15 protein-coding genes are annotated in these 13,126 nt (G+C 70.1%); 10 read left to right on the top strand and 5 right to left on the bottom strand.

Annotated features, from left to right (window positions below):
• Positions 1 to 255 precede the first annotated feature (255 nt).
• Together P3T27_RS05595 and P3T27_RS05590 are read left to right on the top strand one after the other, a co-directional pair.
• Complete coding sequence (locus tag P3T27_RS05595; protein WP_280674871.1) at positions 256 to 930, top strand: response regulator transcription factor; 675 nt, start codon at positions 256 to 258, stop codon at positions 928 to 930.
• Positions 931 to 993: 63 nt separating this feature from the next.
• Positions 994 to 2,238, top strand: coding sequence for an ATP-binding protein (locus tag P3T27_RS05590; RefSeq protein ID WP_280675748.1), 1,245 nt, complete (start codon positions 994 to 996; stop codon positions 2,236 to 2,238).
• A 134-nt stretch (positions 2,239 to 2,372) separates the two neighbouring features.
• Here the strand turns inward: P3T27_RS05590 and P3T27_RS05585 are convergent, their stop codons facing one another.
• Positions 2,373 to 3,074, bottom strand: a complete 702-nt coding sequence (locus tag P3T27_RS05585) for an ester cyclase (protein ID WP_280674869.1) — start codon at positions 3,072 to 3,074, stop codon at positions 2,373 to 2,375.
• A 163-nt stretch (positions 3,075 to 3,237) separates the two neighbouring features.
• Positions 3,238 to 3,744, bottom strand: a complete 507-nt coding sequence (locus P3T27_RS05580; protein WP_280675746.1) for a GtrA family protein — start codon at positions 3,742 to 3,744, stop codon at positions 3,238 to 3,240.
• Positions 3,745 to 4,032: 288 nt separating this feature from the next.
• Between P3T27_RS05580 and P3T27_RS05575 the strand changes: the two genes are divergently transcribed.
• The 4 genes from P3T27_RS05575 (at position 4,033) to P3T27_RS05560 (ending at position 7,551) form a co-directional block, all read left to right on the top strand.
• Positions 4,033 to 5,172, top strand: coding sequence for a 5-(carboxyamino)imidazole ribonucleotide synthase (locus P3T27_RS05575; RefSeq protein ID WP_348534068.1), 1,140 nt, complete (start codon positions 4,033 to 4,035; stop codon positions 5,170 to 5,172).
• Positions 5,169 to 5,693: a 5-(carboxyamino)imidazole ribonucleotide mutase gene (purE, locus tag P3T27_RS05570; protein ID WP_280674865.1), complete on the top strand. Its 525-nt coding sequence runs from the start codon at positions 5,169 to 5,171 to the stop codon at positions 5,691 to 5,693. Before P3T27_RS05575 ends, purE begins: the two co-directional genes overlap by 4 nt.
• A 47-nt stretch (positions 5,694 to 5,740) precedes the next feature.
• A complete protein-coding gene (locus P3T27_RS05565; RefSeq protein WP_280674863.1) occupies positions 5,741 to 6,955 on the top strand; it encodes a dipeptidase in 1,215 nt (404 codons plus the stop codon).
• A gap of 170 nt (positions 6,956 to 7,125) precedes the next feature.
• On the top strand, positions 7,126 to 7,551 hold the full coding sequence (locus tag P3T27_RS05560) for a CoA-binding protein (protein WP_280674861.1): 426 nt from the start codon (positions 7,126 to 7,128) through the stop codon (positions 7,549 to 7,551).
• Here the strand turns inward: P3T27_RS05560 and P3T27_RS05555 are convergent.
• Positions 7,548 to 7,916, bottom strand: a complete 369-nt coding sequence (locus tag P3T27_RS05555) for a hypothetical protein (RefSeq protein WP_280674859.1) — start codon at positions 7,914 to 7,916, stop codon at positions 7,548 to 7,550. The genes P3T27_RS05560 and P3T27_RS05555 overlap by 4 nt on opposite strands.
• Positions 7,917 to 7,932: 16 nt before the next feature.
• Here P3T27_RS05555 and P3T27_RS05550 point away from each other — a divergent pair, with 16 nt between their 5' ends.
• From P3T27_RS05550 to P3T27_RS05540, 3 genes are read left to right on the top strand one after another with little or no spacing between them, the layout of a single operon-like run.
• On the top strand, positions 7,933 to 8,676 hold the full coding sequence (locus P3T27_RS05550; RefSeq protein ID WP_280674857.1) for a hypothetical protein: 744 nt from the start codon (positions 7,933 to 7,935) through the stop codon (positions 8,674 to 8,676).
• Positions 8,673 to 10,304: an alpha/beta hydrolase gene (locus P3T27_RS05545; RefSeq protein ID WP_280674855.1), complete on the top strand. Its 1,632-nt coding sequence runs from the start codon at positions 8,673 to 8,675 to the stop codon at positions 10,302 to 10,304. The genes P3T27_RS05550 and P3T27_RS05545 overlap by 4 nt, the downstream gene beginning before the upstream one ends.
• Positions 10,305 to 10,347: 43 nt before the next feature.
• Positions 10,348 to 10,893: a hypothetical protein gene (locus P3T27_RS05540; RefSeq protein ID WP_280674853.1), complete on the top strand. Its 546-nt coding sequence runs from the start codon at positions 10,348 to 10,350 to the stop codon at positions 10,891 to 10,893.
• Between the two features lie 68 nt (positions 10,894 to 10,961).
• Here P3T27_RS05540 and P3T27_RS05535 read toward each other — a convergent pair whose 3' ends face one another.
• Both P3T27_RS05535 and P3T27_RS05530 read right to left on the bottom strand, forming a co-directional pair.
• Positions 10,962 to 11,252 carry a hypothetical protein gene (locus tag P3T27_RS05535; RefSeq protein WP_280674851.1) on the bottom strand — a complete coding sequence of 97 codons (291 nt, stop codon included), beginning with the start codon at positions 11,250 to 11,252 and terminating at the stop codon, positions 10,962 to 10,964.
• Positions 11,253 to 11,298: 46 nt separating this feature from the next.
• Positions 11,299 to 12,636, bottom strand: a complete 1,338-nt coding sequence (locus P3T27_RS05530) for a UDP-glucose/GDP-mannose dehydrogenase family protein (protein ID WP_280674849.1) — start codon at positions 12,634 to 12,636, stop codon at positions 11,299 to 11,301.
• Between the two features lie 182 nt (positions 12,637 to 12,818).
• On the opposite strand from P3T27_RS05530, the gene P3T27_RS05525 reads away from it, so the two are divergent.
• A partial coding sequence (locus P3T27_RS05525) for an acyl-CoA dehydrogenase family protein (RefSeq protein WP_280674847.1) occupies positions 12,819 to 13,126 on the top strand: 308 nt, incomplete at its 3' end.

The following is a 13,126-nucleotide window of genomic DNA, read 5'->3' as shown; positions in this document are numbered from 1 at the left end:
CGATATTTAGCGTTATCGGATGACAAAAGCCATGAATCAGGTATGGGAATGGCAAAGTCTGCGACAGATCTGCCAGGTCTATCCATGGTAGACGGGCGAATTCTCCTTCGGTTTAAAGTCTGAGGGCGAGATTCTTCGCCGAACGAGCGGTCGGCAACGGCGTGTTGAGCGCTCCGGGGCCCCCATGTAACGATCACGCTCTGTGAACTACCTCACAAGGCAGTCGGGCATACCCCGGCGGACTACCATCACCACATGACCTGTGTGCTGCTCGCCGAGGACGATCCGGCGATCTCCGAACCGCTCGCCCGAGCCCTGCGACGTGAGGGCTATGAGGTGCTCGTCCGCGAGGACGGTCCGACCGCACTGACCGCCGGCCTGACCGAGGAGGTCGACCTCGTCGTCCTCGACCTCGGCCTGCCCGAGATGGACGGCCTGGAGGTCTGCCGCCGCCTGCGCGCCGACGGCAAGAGCTGCCCCGTCCTGGTGCTCACCGCCCGCGCGGACGAGGTGGACACCGTGGTGGGCCTCGACGCCGGTGCCGACGACTACGTCACCAAGCCCTTCCGCCTGGCCGAACTGCTCGCCCGCGTCCGGGCCCTGCTCCGGCGCGGCAACGTCGACCAGCTCACCACCGGCGCGCACGGGGTGAAGATCGACATCGAGTCCCACCGCGCCTGGCTCGGCGAGGAGGAGCTCACCCTCTCCGCCAAGGAGTTCGAGCTGCTGCGCGTCCTCGTCCGGGACGCCGGCCGGGTGGTCACCCGCGAGGAGATCATGCGGCAGGTCTGGGACACCACCTGGTGGACCTCCACCAAGACGCTGGACATGCACATCTCCTGGCTCCGCAAGAAGCTCGGCGACGACGCGGCGAACCCGCGCTACATCGCCACCGTGCGCGGCGTGGGGTTCCGGTTCGAGAAGAATTAGCCCCGTACGGAGATCGCGGCCGGGTGTCGGTCGATGAAGCGGAACACCTCGGGGAGCGGCAGCGTGAAACGCCGGATGATCAACTCGCTGCTGGGCGTCGTCCTGGTGGTGGTCGTGGTGTTCTGCGTGCCGCTCGCCCTGGTCGAGAAGCGCACCATCGTCAACTCGGCCCAGGACCGGGTGGACGCGGCGGCCGTCCGGGTGCTCGCCCTGGTCGAGAACCGGCTCGCCGCGGGCGAGGGGGTCACCGGCCGGGCCTTCGACAACCAGGTCACCGAGGGCAGCTACGTCGAGGTGCAGATCCCCGGCCAGAACGTCGTCTCCAGCGGCGAACGCCCGGCCGGGGACCACCTGCTGAAGGCCGTCGAACGCGGCAACAGCGGCGAGGTCGTCACCGTCGAGCAGTCCCGCGCGGACGTCGACCACGAGATCGCCAACATGCTGCTGCTGCTCGGAGTGGTCGCCCTGCTGGCCGTCCAGGCCGCCGTGGCGCTCGCCGTCTGGCAGGCCAAACGGCTCGCCCGGCCGCTCACCGACCTGGCCGAGACCGCCGAGCGGCTCGGATCCGGCGACCCGCGCCCCCGCGACCGCCGCTACGGGGTGCCCGAACTCGACCGGGTCGCCGAAGTGCTGGACACCAGCGCCGAGCGGATCGCCCGGATGCTCACCGCCGAACGCCGGCTCGCCGCCGACGCCTCGCACCAGCTGCGCACCCCGCTCACCGCGCTCTCCATGCGGCTGGAGGAGATCACCGCCCTCGCCGAGGAGCCGGAGACCGTCAAGGAGGAGGCGACCATCGCCCTCCAGCAGGTCGAGCGGCTCACCGACGTCGTCCAGCGGCTGCTCACCACCCAGCGCGACCCGCGCAGCCCCACCGCGGTGGCCTTCGACCTGGACGAGGTGATCAAGCAGCAGGTGGAGGAGTGGGGCCCGTCGCTGCGCGAGACCGGCCGGGTGCTGTCCCTGGAGGGCCTGCACGGGATCACCGCCGTCGGCACCCCGGGCACCGTCGCCCAGGTGCTGGCCACCCTGATCGAGAACTCGCTGATGCACGGCGCCGGGACGATCACCCTGCGGGTGCGCCCCTCCGGCACCTCGGTGGTGGTCGAGGTGCAGGACCAGGGCGCCGGCGTGCCGCCGGACCTCGGGAACCGGGTGTTCGAGCGCGCGGTCAGCGGCCGCAACTCCACCGGCATCGGCCTGGCCGTCGCCCGGGACCTCGCGGAGGCGGACGGCGGCCGGCTCGAACTGCTCTCGCTGAAGCCGGCGGTGTTCGCGCTCTTCCTCGGCCGCAGCCACGAGGACTGAGGCCGCTCGGGTGTCGGGGGCCGAGATGTCGGGGGCCGAGGTGTCGGCCGGCTCGGACGCCGTCCGATTCGGGCACCGGTCGGTTCAGGGCACCGGTCGGTTCAGGCACCGTCCGGTTCAGGGCACCGGCCGGCTCATGCGCGGCTCGGCAGCTCCATCCCGAGCCGGCGCATCAGGCCCAGGACGTCCCACTGCCACCAGCCCTCGGTGATCTTCCCGTCCTTGAAGCGGAAGGTGGTCGTGCCGCGGCCCACGGCGGACCTGCCGGTGGGCGGCATGCCCCGGAAGTCGGCCGTCTGCGTGGCGTGACAGGTCCACCGGACGGCGACCTCGTCGCCCTCGGCGATCTGGCTCTCGATCACGAAGTCGAAGTCGAAGGCGTCGAGGTAGCCGGCGCAGCGCTCGCGGAACGCCGGGATGCCGACCGCGTCGCCCCCGCTGCCGTAGTCGTGGTCGCGGTAGTCGGCGGCCATGCACGCGTCGATCACGTTGAGGTCGCCCTTGGCGATCCCCTCGATCACCCGGGTCGCGGTGGCCTTGTCGAACGTGGCGTCGTGGATCACGTCGAGGTCGGTGAAGGTCGGCGGTGCGTCGCACAGCGCCACCATCTCGCGGAAGATCCGGTCCGTCTCGGGCAGACCGGAGTTCCTCATCGCCTCCTCGTACGAGGCGAACTCGACGATCTCCACCACGTGCGTGGTGTCGGCGCGGTCGGTGGCGACCATCGCGTGGCCCGCCGTCCGCCGGCCCCGGGTCTGCTCGGCCCAGGTGTCCATGAGCCGGTTGAGGTCGTCGAGCCTGTCGGTCTTGCAGTCAATGATCTGGACGAACGCCATGGCGAGCCTCCTGGACCCCCCTCGGCCTCGATCGTCCGCCGGCCGTGCCCGTCCTCGGTCACCACTGTCCTCCGGTGGAGGCGGGCCGGGCAAGGGGGTGGTGGGGGAGGGGCTTCCGGCCGGCTGCCCGATCCTGGGCCCGGCTGCTTGCTCCCGGGCCCGGCTACTCGGCCTTGGCGTAGCGGATCTGCTCGGCGGCCAGCATCAGCTCGGCCTGCGCCGCCAGTTCCTGGCCGGTGGCGGCCGGCACCGGCTCCGCGGCCGGCTCGGGCAGCGCCTTGAACACCCAGGTCCGGTACGAGACGAAGCGGAACACGGTGGCCACCGCGAGGCCGATCACCTTGGCGCCGAGCTGCTCGTAGTGCGAGTCCATGCCCAGCACGTACCTGAAGAAGCCGAGCACGCCGGTCTCGATCAGCATGCCGATGCCGCTGAACACCAGGAACAGCGTGATCTCCCGCTTGCGGGAGGCGGCGTCGCGGTCCCGGTACAGCCAGTAGCGGTAGCCGAGGTAGTTGGTGGCGATCGCGATCACCGTCGCCACGATGTTGGAGCGCAGCGAGGCCAGGCCCATGCTGTTGATGCAGACCCAGAACACGGCGAAGTTGACCACCACGCCGCTCAGGCCGACGATGCCGAACTTCACGACTTCGCCCTTGAGCCCGCGCATTCTCTGCACGAGCGAAGGGCTCGAAGCTGCGGTCGTCGCCATACCGGGCTGCCTCCATGTACCTGCGGGACGAAGAGCGGATCGCGTGGACGCGTCCACCCCTTGAGCCCTGCGTGCACGCACATGATCGGACTGCGTATCCCAGGACCTAGCCGTCCAGGCTACCCGCTTCCACCGAACGGCTCAGCCCCCCGGCTCCCGGGTTGACCGGGACGCCCAGCCCGCTCCGGCGGTTCCACCGCCCCCGACCGGCCCGGATATCCTGGCGGGGTGACTTCCCCGGGCAATGTGAATTTTCCAGTGGTGGGCATGATCGGCGGTGGGCAACTGGCCCGCATGGCACACCAGGCGGGCATCCCGCTCGGGGTCAGGTTCAAACTCCTCGCCGACACGCCCCAGGACTCCGCCGCGCAGGTGGTCTCCGACGTCGTCCTCGGTGACTACCGCGACCTCGACACGCTGCGCCGCTTCGCGGCCGGCTGCGACGTGATCACCTTCGACCACGAGCACGTCCCCACCGAGCACCTGCGGGCCCTGGAAGCCGACGGCATCGCCGTCCGGCCCGGCCCGGACGCGCTGGTCAACGCCCAGGACAAGGGCGTGATGCGGGCCAGGCTCGACGCCATCGGCGTGCCCTGCCCCCGGCACCGGATCGTCGCCGACCCGGCCGACGTCACCGCCTTCGCGAACGAGGGCTCCGGCTACCCGGTCGTGCTGAAGACCGTGCGCGGCGGCTACGACGGCAAGGGCGTCTGGGTCGTCGACGGCGAGGAGGACGCACAGGCGCCGTTCCTGGCCGGCGTCCCGGTGCTCGCCGAGGAGAAGGTCGACTTCGTCCGCGAGCTCGCCGCCAACGTCGTCCGCTCGCCCAGCGGCCAGGCCGTCGCCTACCCGGTGGTGGAGAGCGTCCAGGAGAACGGCGTCTGCGCCGAGGTCACCGCCCCCGCGCCGGACCTCGACCCCGCCCTCTCCGACGAGGCCCAGCAGTTGGCCCTGCGCATCGCCGGTGACCTCGGCATCACCGGTCACCTCGCCGTCGAACTGTTCCAGACCCGGGACGGCCGGATCCTCGTCAACGAACTGGCCATGCGCCCGCACAACTCCGGGCACTGGACCCAGGACGGCGCCGTCACCTCGCAGTTCGAGAACCACCTGCGGGCCGTCCTCGACCTCCCGCTCGGCGACCCCCGGCCGCGCGCCAAGTGGACCGTGATGGTCAACGTCCTGGGCGGCGACTACCCGGACATGTACCACGCCTTCCTGCACTGCATGGCCCGCGACCCCGGCCTGCGGATCCACATGTACGGGAAGGACGTGAAGCCCGGCCGCAAGGTCGGCCACGTCAACGTCTTCGGGGACGACCTCGACGACGTCCGCGAGCGCGCCCGCCACGCGGCCGCCTACCTGCGAGGAACGATCACCGAATGACTGCACCTCTTGTCGGCATCGTCATGGGCTCGGACTCCGACTGGCCCGTCATGGAGGCCGCCGCCCAGGCCCTCGACGAGTTCGAGATCCCCTACGAGGTCGACGTCGTCTCGGCGCACCGGATGCCCCGCGAGATGGTCGCGTACGGCGAGAACGCCCACCGGCGCGGCCTGAAGGCCATCATCGCCGGCGCCGGCGGCGCCGCCCACCTGCCGGGCATGCTCGCCTCCGTCACCCCGCTGCCCGTCATCGGCGTGCCGGTGCCGCTGCGCTACCTGGACGGCATGGACAGCCTGCTGTCGATCGTCCAGATGCCGGCCGGCGTCCCGGTCGCGACCGTCTCGGTGGCCGGCGCGCGTAACGCCGGCCTGCTCGCGGTGCGGATGCTCGCCGCGTTCGACCCCGAACTGACCGAGCGGATGGCAGAGTTCCAGACCGAGCTGAACAACCAGGCCACCGAGAAGGGCAAGAAGCTCCGGGCCAAGGTGGCCGGCTCGACCTCCTTCGGCTTCGGCAAGTAGTTCGTTCGCCCTTCGCCCGCTCCGGCGGTTCGGGTAGAACAGCTTGCATGACTTCTGAGCTGGACTCCCCCACCCCGCTGGAACGAGCCCGGGCCCTGCTGCGCACCGCCCCCGTGGTGGACGGCCACAACGACCTCCCGTGGGCGATGCGCGAGCAGGCCGGGTACGACCTCGGCGCGCTCGACCTCGCCGCCGACCAGAGCGACCGCCTGCACACCGACCTCGACCGCCTCGCGGAGGGCGGGGTCGGCGCGCAGTTCTGGTCCGTCTACGTGCCCTCCCGGCTGGCCGGGGACCACGCGGTCAGTGCCACCCTGGAGCAGATCGACTTCGTCCACGCCCTGGTCGAGCGCTACCCCGACCGGCTCCGGCTCGCCCGCACCGCCGACGACATGGAGGCCGCCCGCGCCGAGGGCCGGATCGCCTCCCTGATGGGCGCCGAGGGCGGTCACTCCATCGACTGCTCGCTCGCCACCCTGCGTGCCCTCCACGAACTCGGCGTGCGCTACCTGACGCTGACCCACAACGACAACACCCCGTGGGCCGACTCCGCCACCGACAAGCCGGTGGCCGGCGGGCTGACCCGCTTCGGCGAGGAGGTCGTCCGGGAGATGAACCGGCTCGGCATGCTCGTCGACCTCTCACACGTCTCCGCCGACACCATGCGCGACGCCCTGCGGGTCACCGAGGCGCCGGTCGTCTTCTCGCACTCCTCCGCCCGCGCCGTCTGCGACCACCCGCGCAACATCCCGGACGACGTGCTCGCCCAGCTGCCCGCCAACGGCGGTGTGGCGATGGCCACCTTCGTGCCCAAGTTCATCCTGCCCGCCGCCGTCGAGTGGACCCTGGCCGCCGACGAGAACATGCGCGCCCACGGCCTCCACCCGCTCGACACCACCCCGCCCGCGATGGAGCGCCAGCGCGCCTTCGCGGCCGCCAACCCGCGCCCGGCCGCCACCCCGGCCACCGTCGCCGACCACCTCGACCACATGCGCGAGGTCGCCGGCATCGACCACATCGGCATCGGCGGCGACTTCGACGGCACCGCCTTCCTGCCCGACGGCCTGGACTCGGTGGCCGGCTACCCCAACCTGATCGCCGAACTCCTGCGCCGCCACTGGTCCGAGGCCGACCTCGCCAAGCTCACCTGGCACAACGCCGTCCGCGTCCTGCGCGACGCCGAGTCGGTCGCCGCCGGGCTGCGGACGAGCCGCCGCCCGTCCATCGCCACCATCGCACAGCTGGACGGCGACCGCTCCTAGTCGAGCGGCGGGATCTCGATGGCCGGGCACGGGTCATCACCACGGCGAGCCCGGCCGTCCTGGTCCGCGCGGATCCCGGCAGATCCCGGCAGATCCCGGGAACGGCCGGGAATGGCCGGGGGAGCGGTGGCGCTGGCCGTGATGAGTTCTCGTCCACGAGGAGGCAGGGCATGTACGGAGACCCGGAGACGGTCCGCAGGATCCTTACCGAGCCGGGTGACACCTGGGCCGTCGTGGGTCTCTCGTCCAACCAGCGGCGTGCGGCCTACGGCGTGGCCGGGGTGCTCCAGCGCTTCGGCAAGCGGATCGTGCCCGTGCACCCGAAGGCGGAGACGGTGCACGGCGAGAAGGGGTACGCGTCCCTCGCGGACATCCCCTTCGCCGTCGACGTCGTGGACGTCTTCGTCCGCTCCGACCTGGCCGGGGAGGTCGCCGACGAGGCCGCCGCCATCGGTGCCAAGGCCGTCTGGTTCCAACTCGGCGTGGTCGATGAGGCCGCCTACGAGCGCACCCAGGCCGCCGGCCTCGCCATGGTGATGGACAAGTGCCCCGCCATCGAGATCCCTCGCCTGGGGCTCGCCGGCCGCTCCAGCTAGCTCCTGGGGACACCGGTCCGTGCCTTGCACAGGAACGCTTCGACCGCCCAACGGGCCGGGATCTCGTTGGCCCGCTTGCGTCGGCTCACAGCGGCGAGAACCGGTTCGATCTTCTGCCAGCCCTCGTCCGTGAGCACCGGGACGCCTCGTCCCCGGTCCGCGAAGCCCTTGGCAAGGGTGCAGTCATCCCGTCGTCCCCGGGGCGGCATCCCCGTGATCTTCACCCGGACGTTCAGGAGGTCCATCACCTCCTCCTGTTCGACGGCCGTCATCTCCCGGAGGCGCGACCGCGCCACCTTCGCAAGCTCCCGGAGATCGGCCGCACGCTGATCACCGGCCCGTCCGGCGACGGCCGCGCCCTGCACCGCCTTGCTGCTCCCGATGGGGCACATCACGGGCACCCCTCTGGCGAAACCAGCCCAGCCCTGCGCGACATTGGCCGCCGCCGGGCACGATGTGGCCTGGCGCGAGCGGGTCAGCGCCCGCGTCCCCCAGCCCGACGAGCGGGAAGTCCTTCGCCTTTCCGAGGCCGCCGTCCTGCTGGTCGTCCACCGCGTCACCTGCGACCGGCCCTCAGGCCTGCCCCTGATCCTCGAAGAGACCCGGATCGGCGCCGAGACCACCGGCCTGACCTACGACATCAAGGCCACCAAGCCCAAACGCGCCGCTGGACAGGCGAAGGCGGCCCGCTGGCTGTCCATGCGATCTGAGTATCTGGACGGATACGCAGCGCGCAGGGCTCAGTTAGCGTTCTGTGGGGCACAGCTACGCGTGTCCAACGCCAGGGGGGAGAAAACAGTGGGTGACAACGCCACCGGCAAGGTCGTTATCCAACCAACCGATCTGCGGGCCTCCGCAGGTATCGCAAAGAGTCTGGGTGAGGAACTCGGCACTCCGATTCAGAACGCCGTGAACACCGGCAGTACCGCCTCCGGCCAGCTGACCGGCTGGTCGATCGCAGGCGGGCTCAGCCAGTTGGGCACCAGCTGGTCCCAGCCGCTCGGTGACCTGCAACAGCGCCTCGCGAGCACTGCAACGAACCTGAATGCCAACGCAGCCGCTCACGAGCACAATGACCGCGCCGTCGCTGGTGCATGGGCCGCACCGCAGCAGGGGCCCAAGTGACCGGTATCTACGAACTTCTGGTGAAGTTCGATCCGCACGGGCTGCACGATGCCGCAAAGACCTGGACGGCTCTGGGGCACGCAGCGGAGAGCATCGGTCAACGGCACCGCAGCCAGGTCAACGGTCCGCTGTGCGGCAACTGGGAGGGAGACGATGCCAAGGCCGCGCTTTCGTTCATGGCGAAGACGGAACAACAACCGAACATCGTCAAGGTGGAATCGGACACCGCGGCCCTGGTTCTGAACACCGTCGCCGACCGGATGTACCAGGCGCAGACCAACCTCACCAATGCCGTGAAGCGCGCCATGGACGCCGGCCTGACGGTGTCGTCCGATGGCGTCGTCAGCCTCCCGCCCGCAGACAAGGGCGAGGCGAACGATCCCGAGGCGCAGAAGGCGCGTCAACAGCTCGGGTCGGAGATGAAGGGATTCCAGGACCGGATCGACACTGCGCTGAAAGATGCCCAGACGGCGAGCGACCAAGGCAACACGGCCCTGGGTCGGCTCAGTTCGAATGCTCTCGACCCGACCAAGGCGGACGGAGCGCTTGCCGGGGCCAAGAACGCGGCCGGCGCCGCGATGAAGGACCTGGGCCTGGTCGATCCCTACATTCCGGACGGCAAGGACCCGGAGAAGTCCGCCGCGTGGTGGAAGGGCCTCACCCCGGAGCAGCAGGAGGCCTACCTGGCCCTGCACCCCGGCGAGGTCGGCAAGCTCGACGGGCTTCCCGCGACCGTCCGCGACGAGGCCAACCGTCTCGTCCTCGACGAGAAGCTGGACGCCTACCGGACGGGGAAGCCCAGCGACTTCGGCATCGACGAAGGCGAGTACAAATCGCGAATCGCGGCGCTGGAGGAAATCCGGAGGAAGCTGACGGCCTCCGACGGGAACCCGGAGAAGCACCAGATGTTCCTGCTCGGCATCGACCCGGACGTACACAACGGCCGGGCCATCGTCTCGACGGGCAACCCCGACAAGTCCCAGCACACGGCAGTCTTCGTACCAGGCACCGGAACCGTCCTCTCCGGAGTACCGGGGCAGATGGACCACATCCGGCGCCTCCAGAAGGCCGCCGAGGACAAAGCCGACGACGAGAATGTCGCCGTCGTCTCGTGGCTGGGCTACGAAACACCGGAGTGGGGTGCACCCCTCAGCGTGGCCACCACCGATCGCGGAGACGCCGGCGCACCGGATCTACGCAACTTCACCAAGGGCCTGCGGGTGGCCGAGGGCGGCAACGGCGTCTGTTCGCACCTGACCGTCATGGCCCACAGCTACGGCACCTACGTCGTGGGCGCGGCCGCACGGGACGGCGGGGTGAACGCCGACGACATCCTCGCGCTCGGCAGTCCCGGTATGGGAGTGGACAAGGCATCCGAGCTCAACATCGACCCGAAGCACGTCTGGGTCGGTACGGCCAGGGACGACTTCATCCGGGAGGTCGCCGGCGACCTATCCGGCCCGGCCCCCCAAAACATGTACTTCGGCGCGCAGAACATCCAGGTCGACACCAGTGGACACGGCGGCTACTGGGACAGCGGCTCCGGGGGCGCAAGTGAGAGCCTCCAAAACCAGGGGCGAATCATTGCCGGCCGACCGCCGACAGTCCTTCCGCAAATTCCGCACTGAACCTGTTACCAGTCCACCGAGCCGCACCATCCTCAGGAGCGTCATGACCGCGATCACTACCCGGATTTCCAGGCGCCTTGCCTGCACTGCGCTCCTGGTCGCGATGCTCGGCGCGTGCTCATCCACTGCCCCGACCGATAGGAATGACACACCACCCGTGAAATCCAAGGCTGACGCCCAGGCCTGGGCTCAACAGATCACCGAGCACATGGCCCGGACCGCCGGGATCGAGATCGACCCCGCGACCGTCGACGCGCTCTTCACTCCCTGTACCGGCAGGAACGGGGAAACCGCCACCGATGACCGGTACATCCTGATGTACAGCGTGAAGAGTTCGGTGCCGCGCGCCCAGCATCCTGAAGTGGTCAGAAAGGTCCGTGACATGTTGGTCGGCGAGGGCCTGACCGTGAACGGCTACCGCGAGTCCGTGGACGGCAGGCCGGATGCACTCGTCGACGCCTTCCACCCCAGCAGCCGGTACTCCGCCACGGCGGAGACCTCGGGCCGCGGAGATCGCGTGTACCTCGGCATCACCACTCCCTGCCTGTTGCCCCCGCCCGCGTCGGTCTCGCCGACGAGCACCTCCTAGCCACCTGTCAGGGTCGGCCCCCGCGTCCGGGCAGAGCGTGAAGGCTGTCGCAACTCTCCTTCACTTACTCAAGCGGCGGCGCATTCGCGCCACCGGTCGGTCAGCATGAGCCGCTCCAGGCCCACCGCGAATCCGTCGGAGACCAGGCTGCGGCCGATACCCGCTGCGAAGGAGCTCTCTACGATGCTCCATCGCGCCTCCAGCTCGGTCCGGAGCCCGGCGGCCTGCTCCGAGGTCGCGATGCGTTGCAGGGCGGCGGCCAGGGCGAACTTGTAGGTGCGGGTGTTGCGGCCCATCAGGACGGCGAGCCGCCACGCGGTACGGGGGGAACGATCGGTGTCGTAGAACTCAGCGGTCATGGGCACTCACGTTCGTCGGGCCGTCGTCGACGGTGGAACGGTGGCGTCAGCTGGGGCGGCCGAGGGCGCGGTAGGTCCAGCCGGCGGAGCGCCAGGCTTCGGCGTCGAGGACGTTGCGGCCGTCGAGGAGGCGGCGTTCGGCGACCACGGCGCCGAGTTCGGCCGGGTCCAGCCGGCGGAACTCGGCCCACTCGGTGAGGTGCAGGACGACGTGGGCGCCCTCGGCGGCTTCCAGGGCGGAGCCGGCGTAGGTGAGGGAGGGGAACATCTTGCGGGCGTTGTCGACGGCCTTCGGGTCGTAGACGGTGACCTGGGCGCCCTGGAGCTGGATCTGGGCGGCGACGTTGAGGGCGGGGGAGTCGCGGATGTCGTCCGAGTTGGGCTTGAACGCGGCGCCGAGGACGGCGACCCGGCGGCCCAGGAAGCCGCCGCCGCACTGCTCGCGGGCCAGCTCGACCATCCGGGAGCGGCGGCGCATGTTGATCGAGTCGACCTCGCGCAGGAAGGTCAGCGCCTGGTCGGCGCCGAGTTCGCCCGCCCGGGCCATGAACGCCCGGATGTCCTTGGGCAGGCAGCCGCCGCCGAAGCCCAGGCCCGAGTTGAGGAACTTGCCGCCGATCCGCTCGTCGTAGGCGAGTGCGGTGCTGAGCTGGGTGACGTCGGCACCGGCCGCCTCGCAGACCTCGGCCATCGCGTTGATGAAGGAGATCTTGGTGGCCAGGAAGGAGTTGGCGGCGGCCTTCACCAGCTCGGCGGTCGCGAAGTCGGTGACCATGAACGGCACCCCGGCGGAGATCGGCTCCGCGTACACCTCGCGCAGCAGCCGCTCGGCGCGCTCGCTGTGGGCGCCGACCACGATCCGGTCCGGGCGCAGGGTGTCCTGGACGGCGAACCCCTCGCGCAGGAACTCCGGGTTCCAGGCGAGTTCGGCGCCCGCGCCGACCGGCGCCAGCGCGGCCAGCCGCTCGGCCAGCCGGCTCGCCGAGCCGACCGGCACGGTGGACTTGCCGACCACCAGGGCCGGGCGGGTCAGGTACGGCGCGAGGCCGTCGATCGCGGTGTCGACGTACGACATGTCGGCGGCGAACTCGCCCTTGCGCTGCGGCGTGTTGACGCAGACGAAGTGCACGTCGCCGAACTCCGCGGCCTCCTGGACGGAGGTGGTGAAGCGCAGCCGGCCGGTCGAGCCCTCGTGCCCGGCGACGTGCTTGAGCAGCAGCTCGGACAGCCCCGGCTCGTACATCGGGACGCGCCCGGCGGTCAGCGTGGCGATCTTGTCGGGGTCGATGTCCAGACCCAGCACCTCGAAGCCGAACTCGGCCATCGCGGCCGCATGCGTGGCGCCGAGGTAGCCGGTGCCGATCACGGAGATGCGGAGGGTCACGGGTTCCCCTTTTGTGCGGACTCGACCTGTACGGGTGCTCCTGATGCTATCCGCCCCGCCGTGATCGGCCGAGATCGCCCGCACGCGGGGGATGCTAGGCAGTCACAGGTCGGAGCCCTAGGATCCCTACTGAACGGTAGTTAACACCGGACTGACGTCGATCACTGGACGAGGCGGGCATCATGGCGGGCAGCGCAGGGGCGGCTGACTTCGATCTCTTCCGTATCTCCGAGGAGCACGAGATGCTCCGTGAGGCGGTGCGTTCGCTGGCCGAGGCGAAGATCGCTCCGTTCGCGGCGGAGGTGGATGAGCTGGGGCGGTTCCCGCAGGAGGCGTTGGACGCGTTGCGGGGTAATGACCTGCATGCGGTGCACGTGCCGGAGGAGTACGGCGGCGCGGGGGCGGACGCGTTGGCGACGGTGATCGTGATCGAGGAGGTGGCGCGGGTGTGTGCGTCGTCCTCGTTGATTCCGGCGGTGAACAAGCTGGG

The organism is Kitasatospora sp. MAA19, assembly GCF_029894125.1.
In the GTDB taxonomy this organism is placed as follows: Bacteria; Actinomycetota; Actinomycetes; order Streptomycetales; family Streptomycetaceae; genus Kitasatospora.
Note: the sequence above shows the minus strand (reverse complement) of the source record. Positions and strands in the feature narration are given on the sequence as shown.

Coding starts and splice junctions, on each gene's coding strand:
- P3T27_RS05595 (WP_280674871.1), top strand. CDS start 256: ATGACCTGTGTGCTGCTCGCCGAGGACGATCCGGCGATCTCCGAACCG.
- P3T27_RS05585 (WP_280674869.1), bottom strand. CDS start 3,074: ATGGCGTTCGTCCAGATCATTGACTGCAAGACCGACAGGCTCGACGAC.
- P3T27_RS05580 (WP_280675746.1), bottom strand. CDS start 3,744: ATGCGCGGGCTCAAGGGCGAAGTCGTGAAGTTCGGCATCGTCGGCCTG.
- purE (WP_280674865.1), top strand. CDS start 5,169: ATGACTGCACCTCTTGTCGGCATCGTCATGGGCTCGGACTCCGACTGG.
- P3T27_RS05565 (WP_280674863.1), top strand. CDS start 5,741: ATGACTTCTGAGCTGGACTCCCCCACCCCGCTGGAACGAGCCCGGGCC.
- P3T27_RS05560 (WP_280674861.1), top strand. CDS start 7,126: ATGTACGGAGACCCGGAGACGGTCCGCAGGATCCTTACCGAGCCGGGT.
- P3T27_RS05550 (WP_280674857.1), top strand. CDS start 7,933: ATGGGGCACATCACGGGCACCCCTCTGGCGAAACCAGCCCAGCCCTGC.
- P3T27_RS05540 (WP_280674853.1), top strand. CDS start 10,348: ATGACCGCGATCACTACCCGGATTTCCAGGCGCCTTGCCTGCACTGCG.
- P3T27_RS05535 (WP_280674851.1), bottom strand. CDS start 11,252: ATGACCGCTGAGTTCTACGACACCGATCGTTCCCCCCGTACCGCGTGG.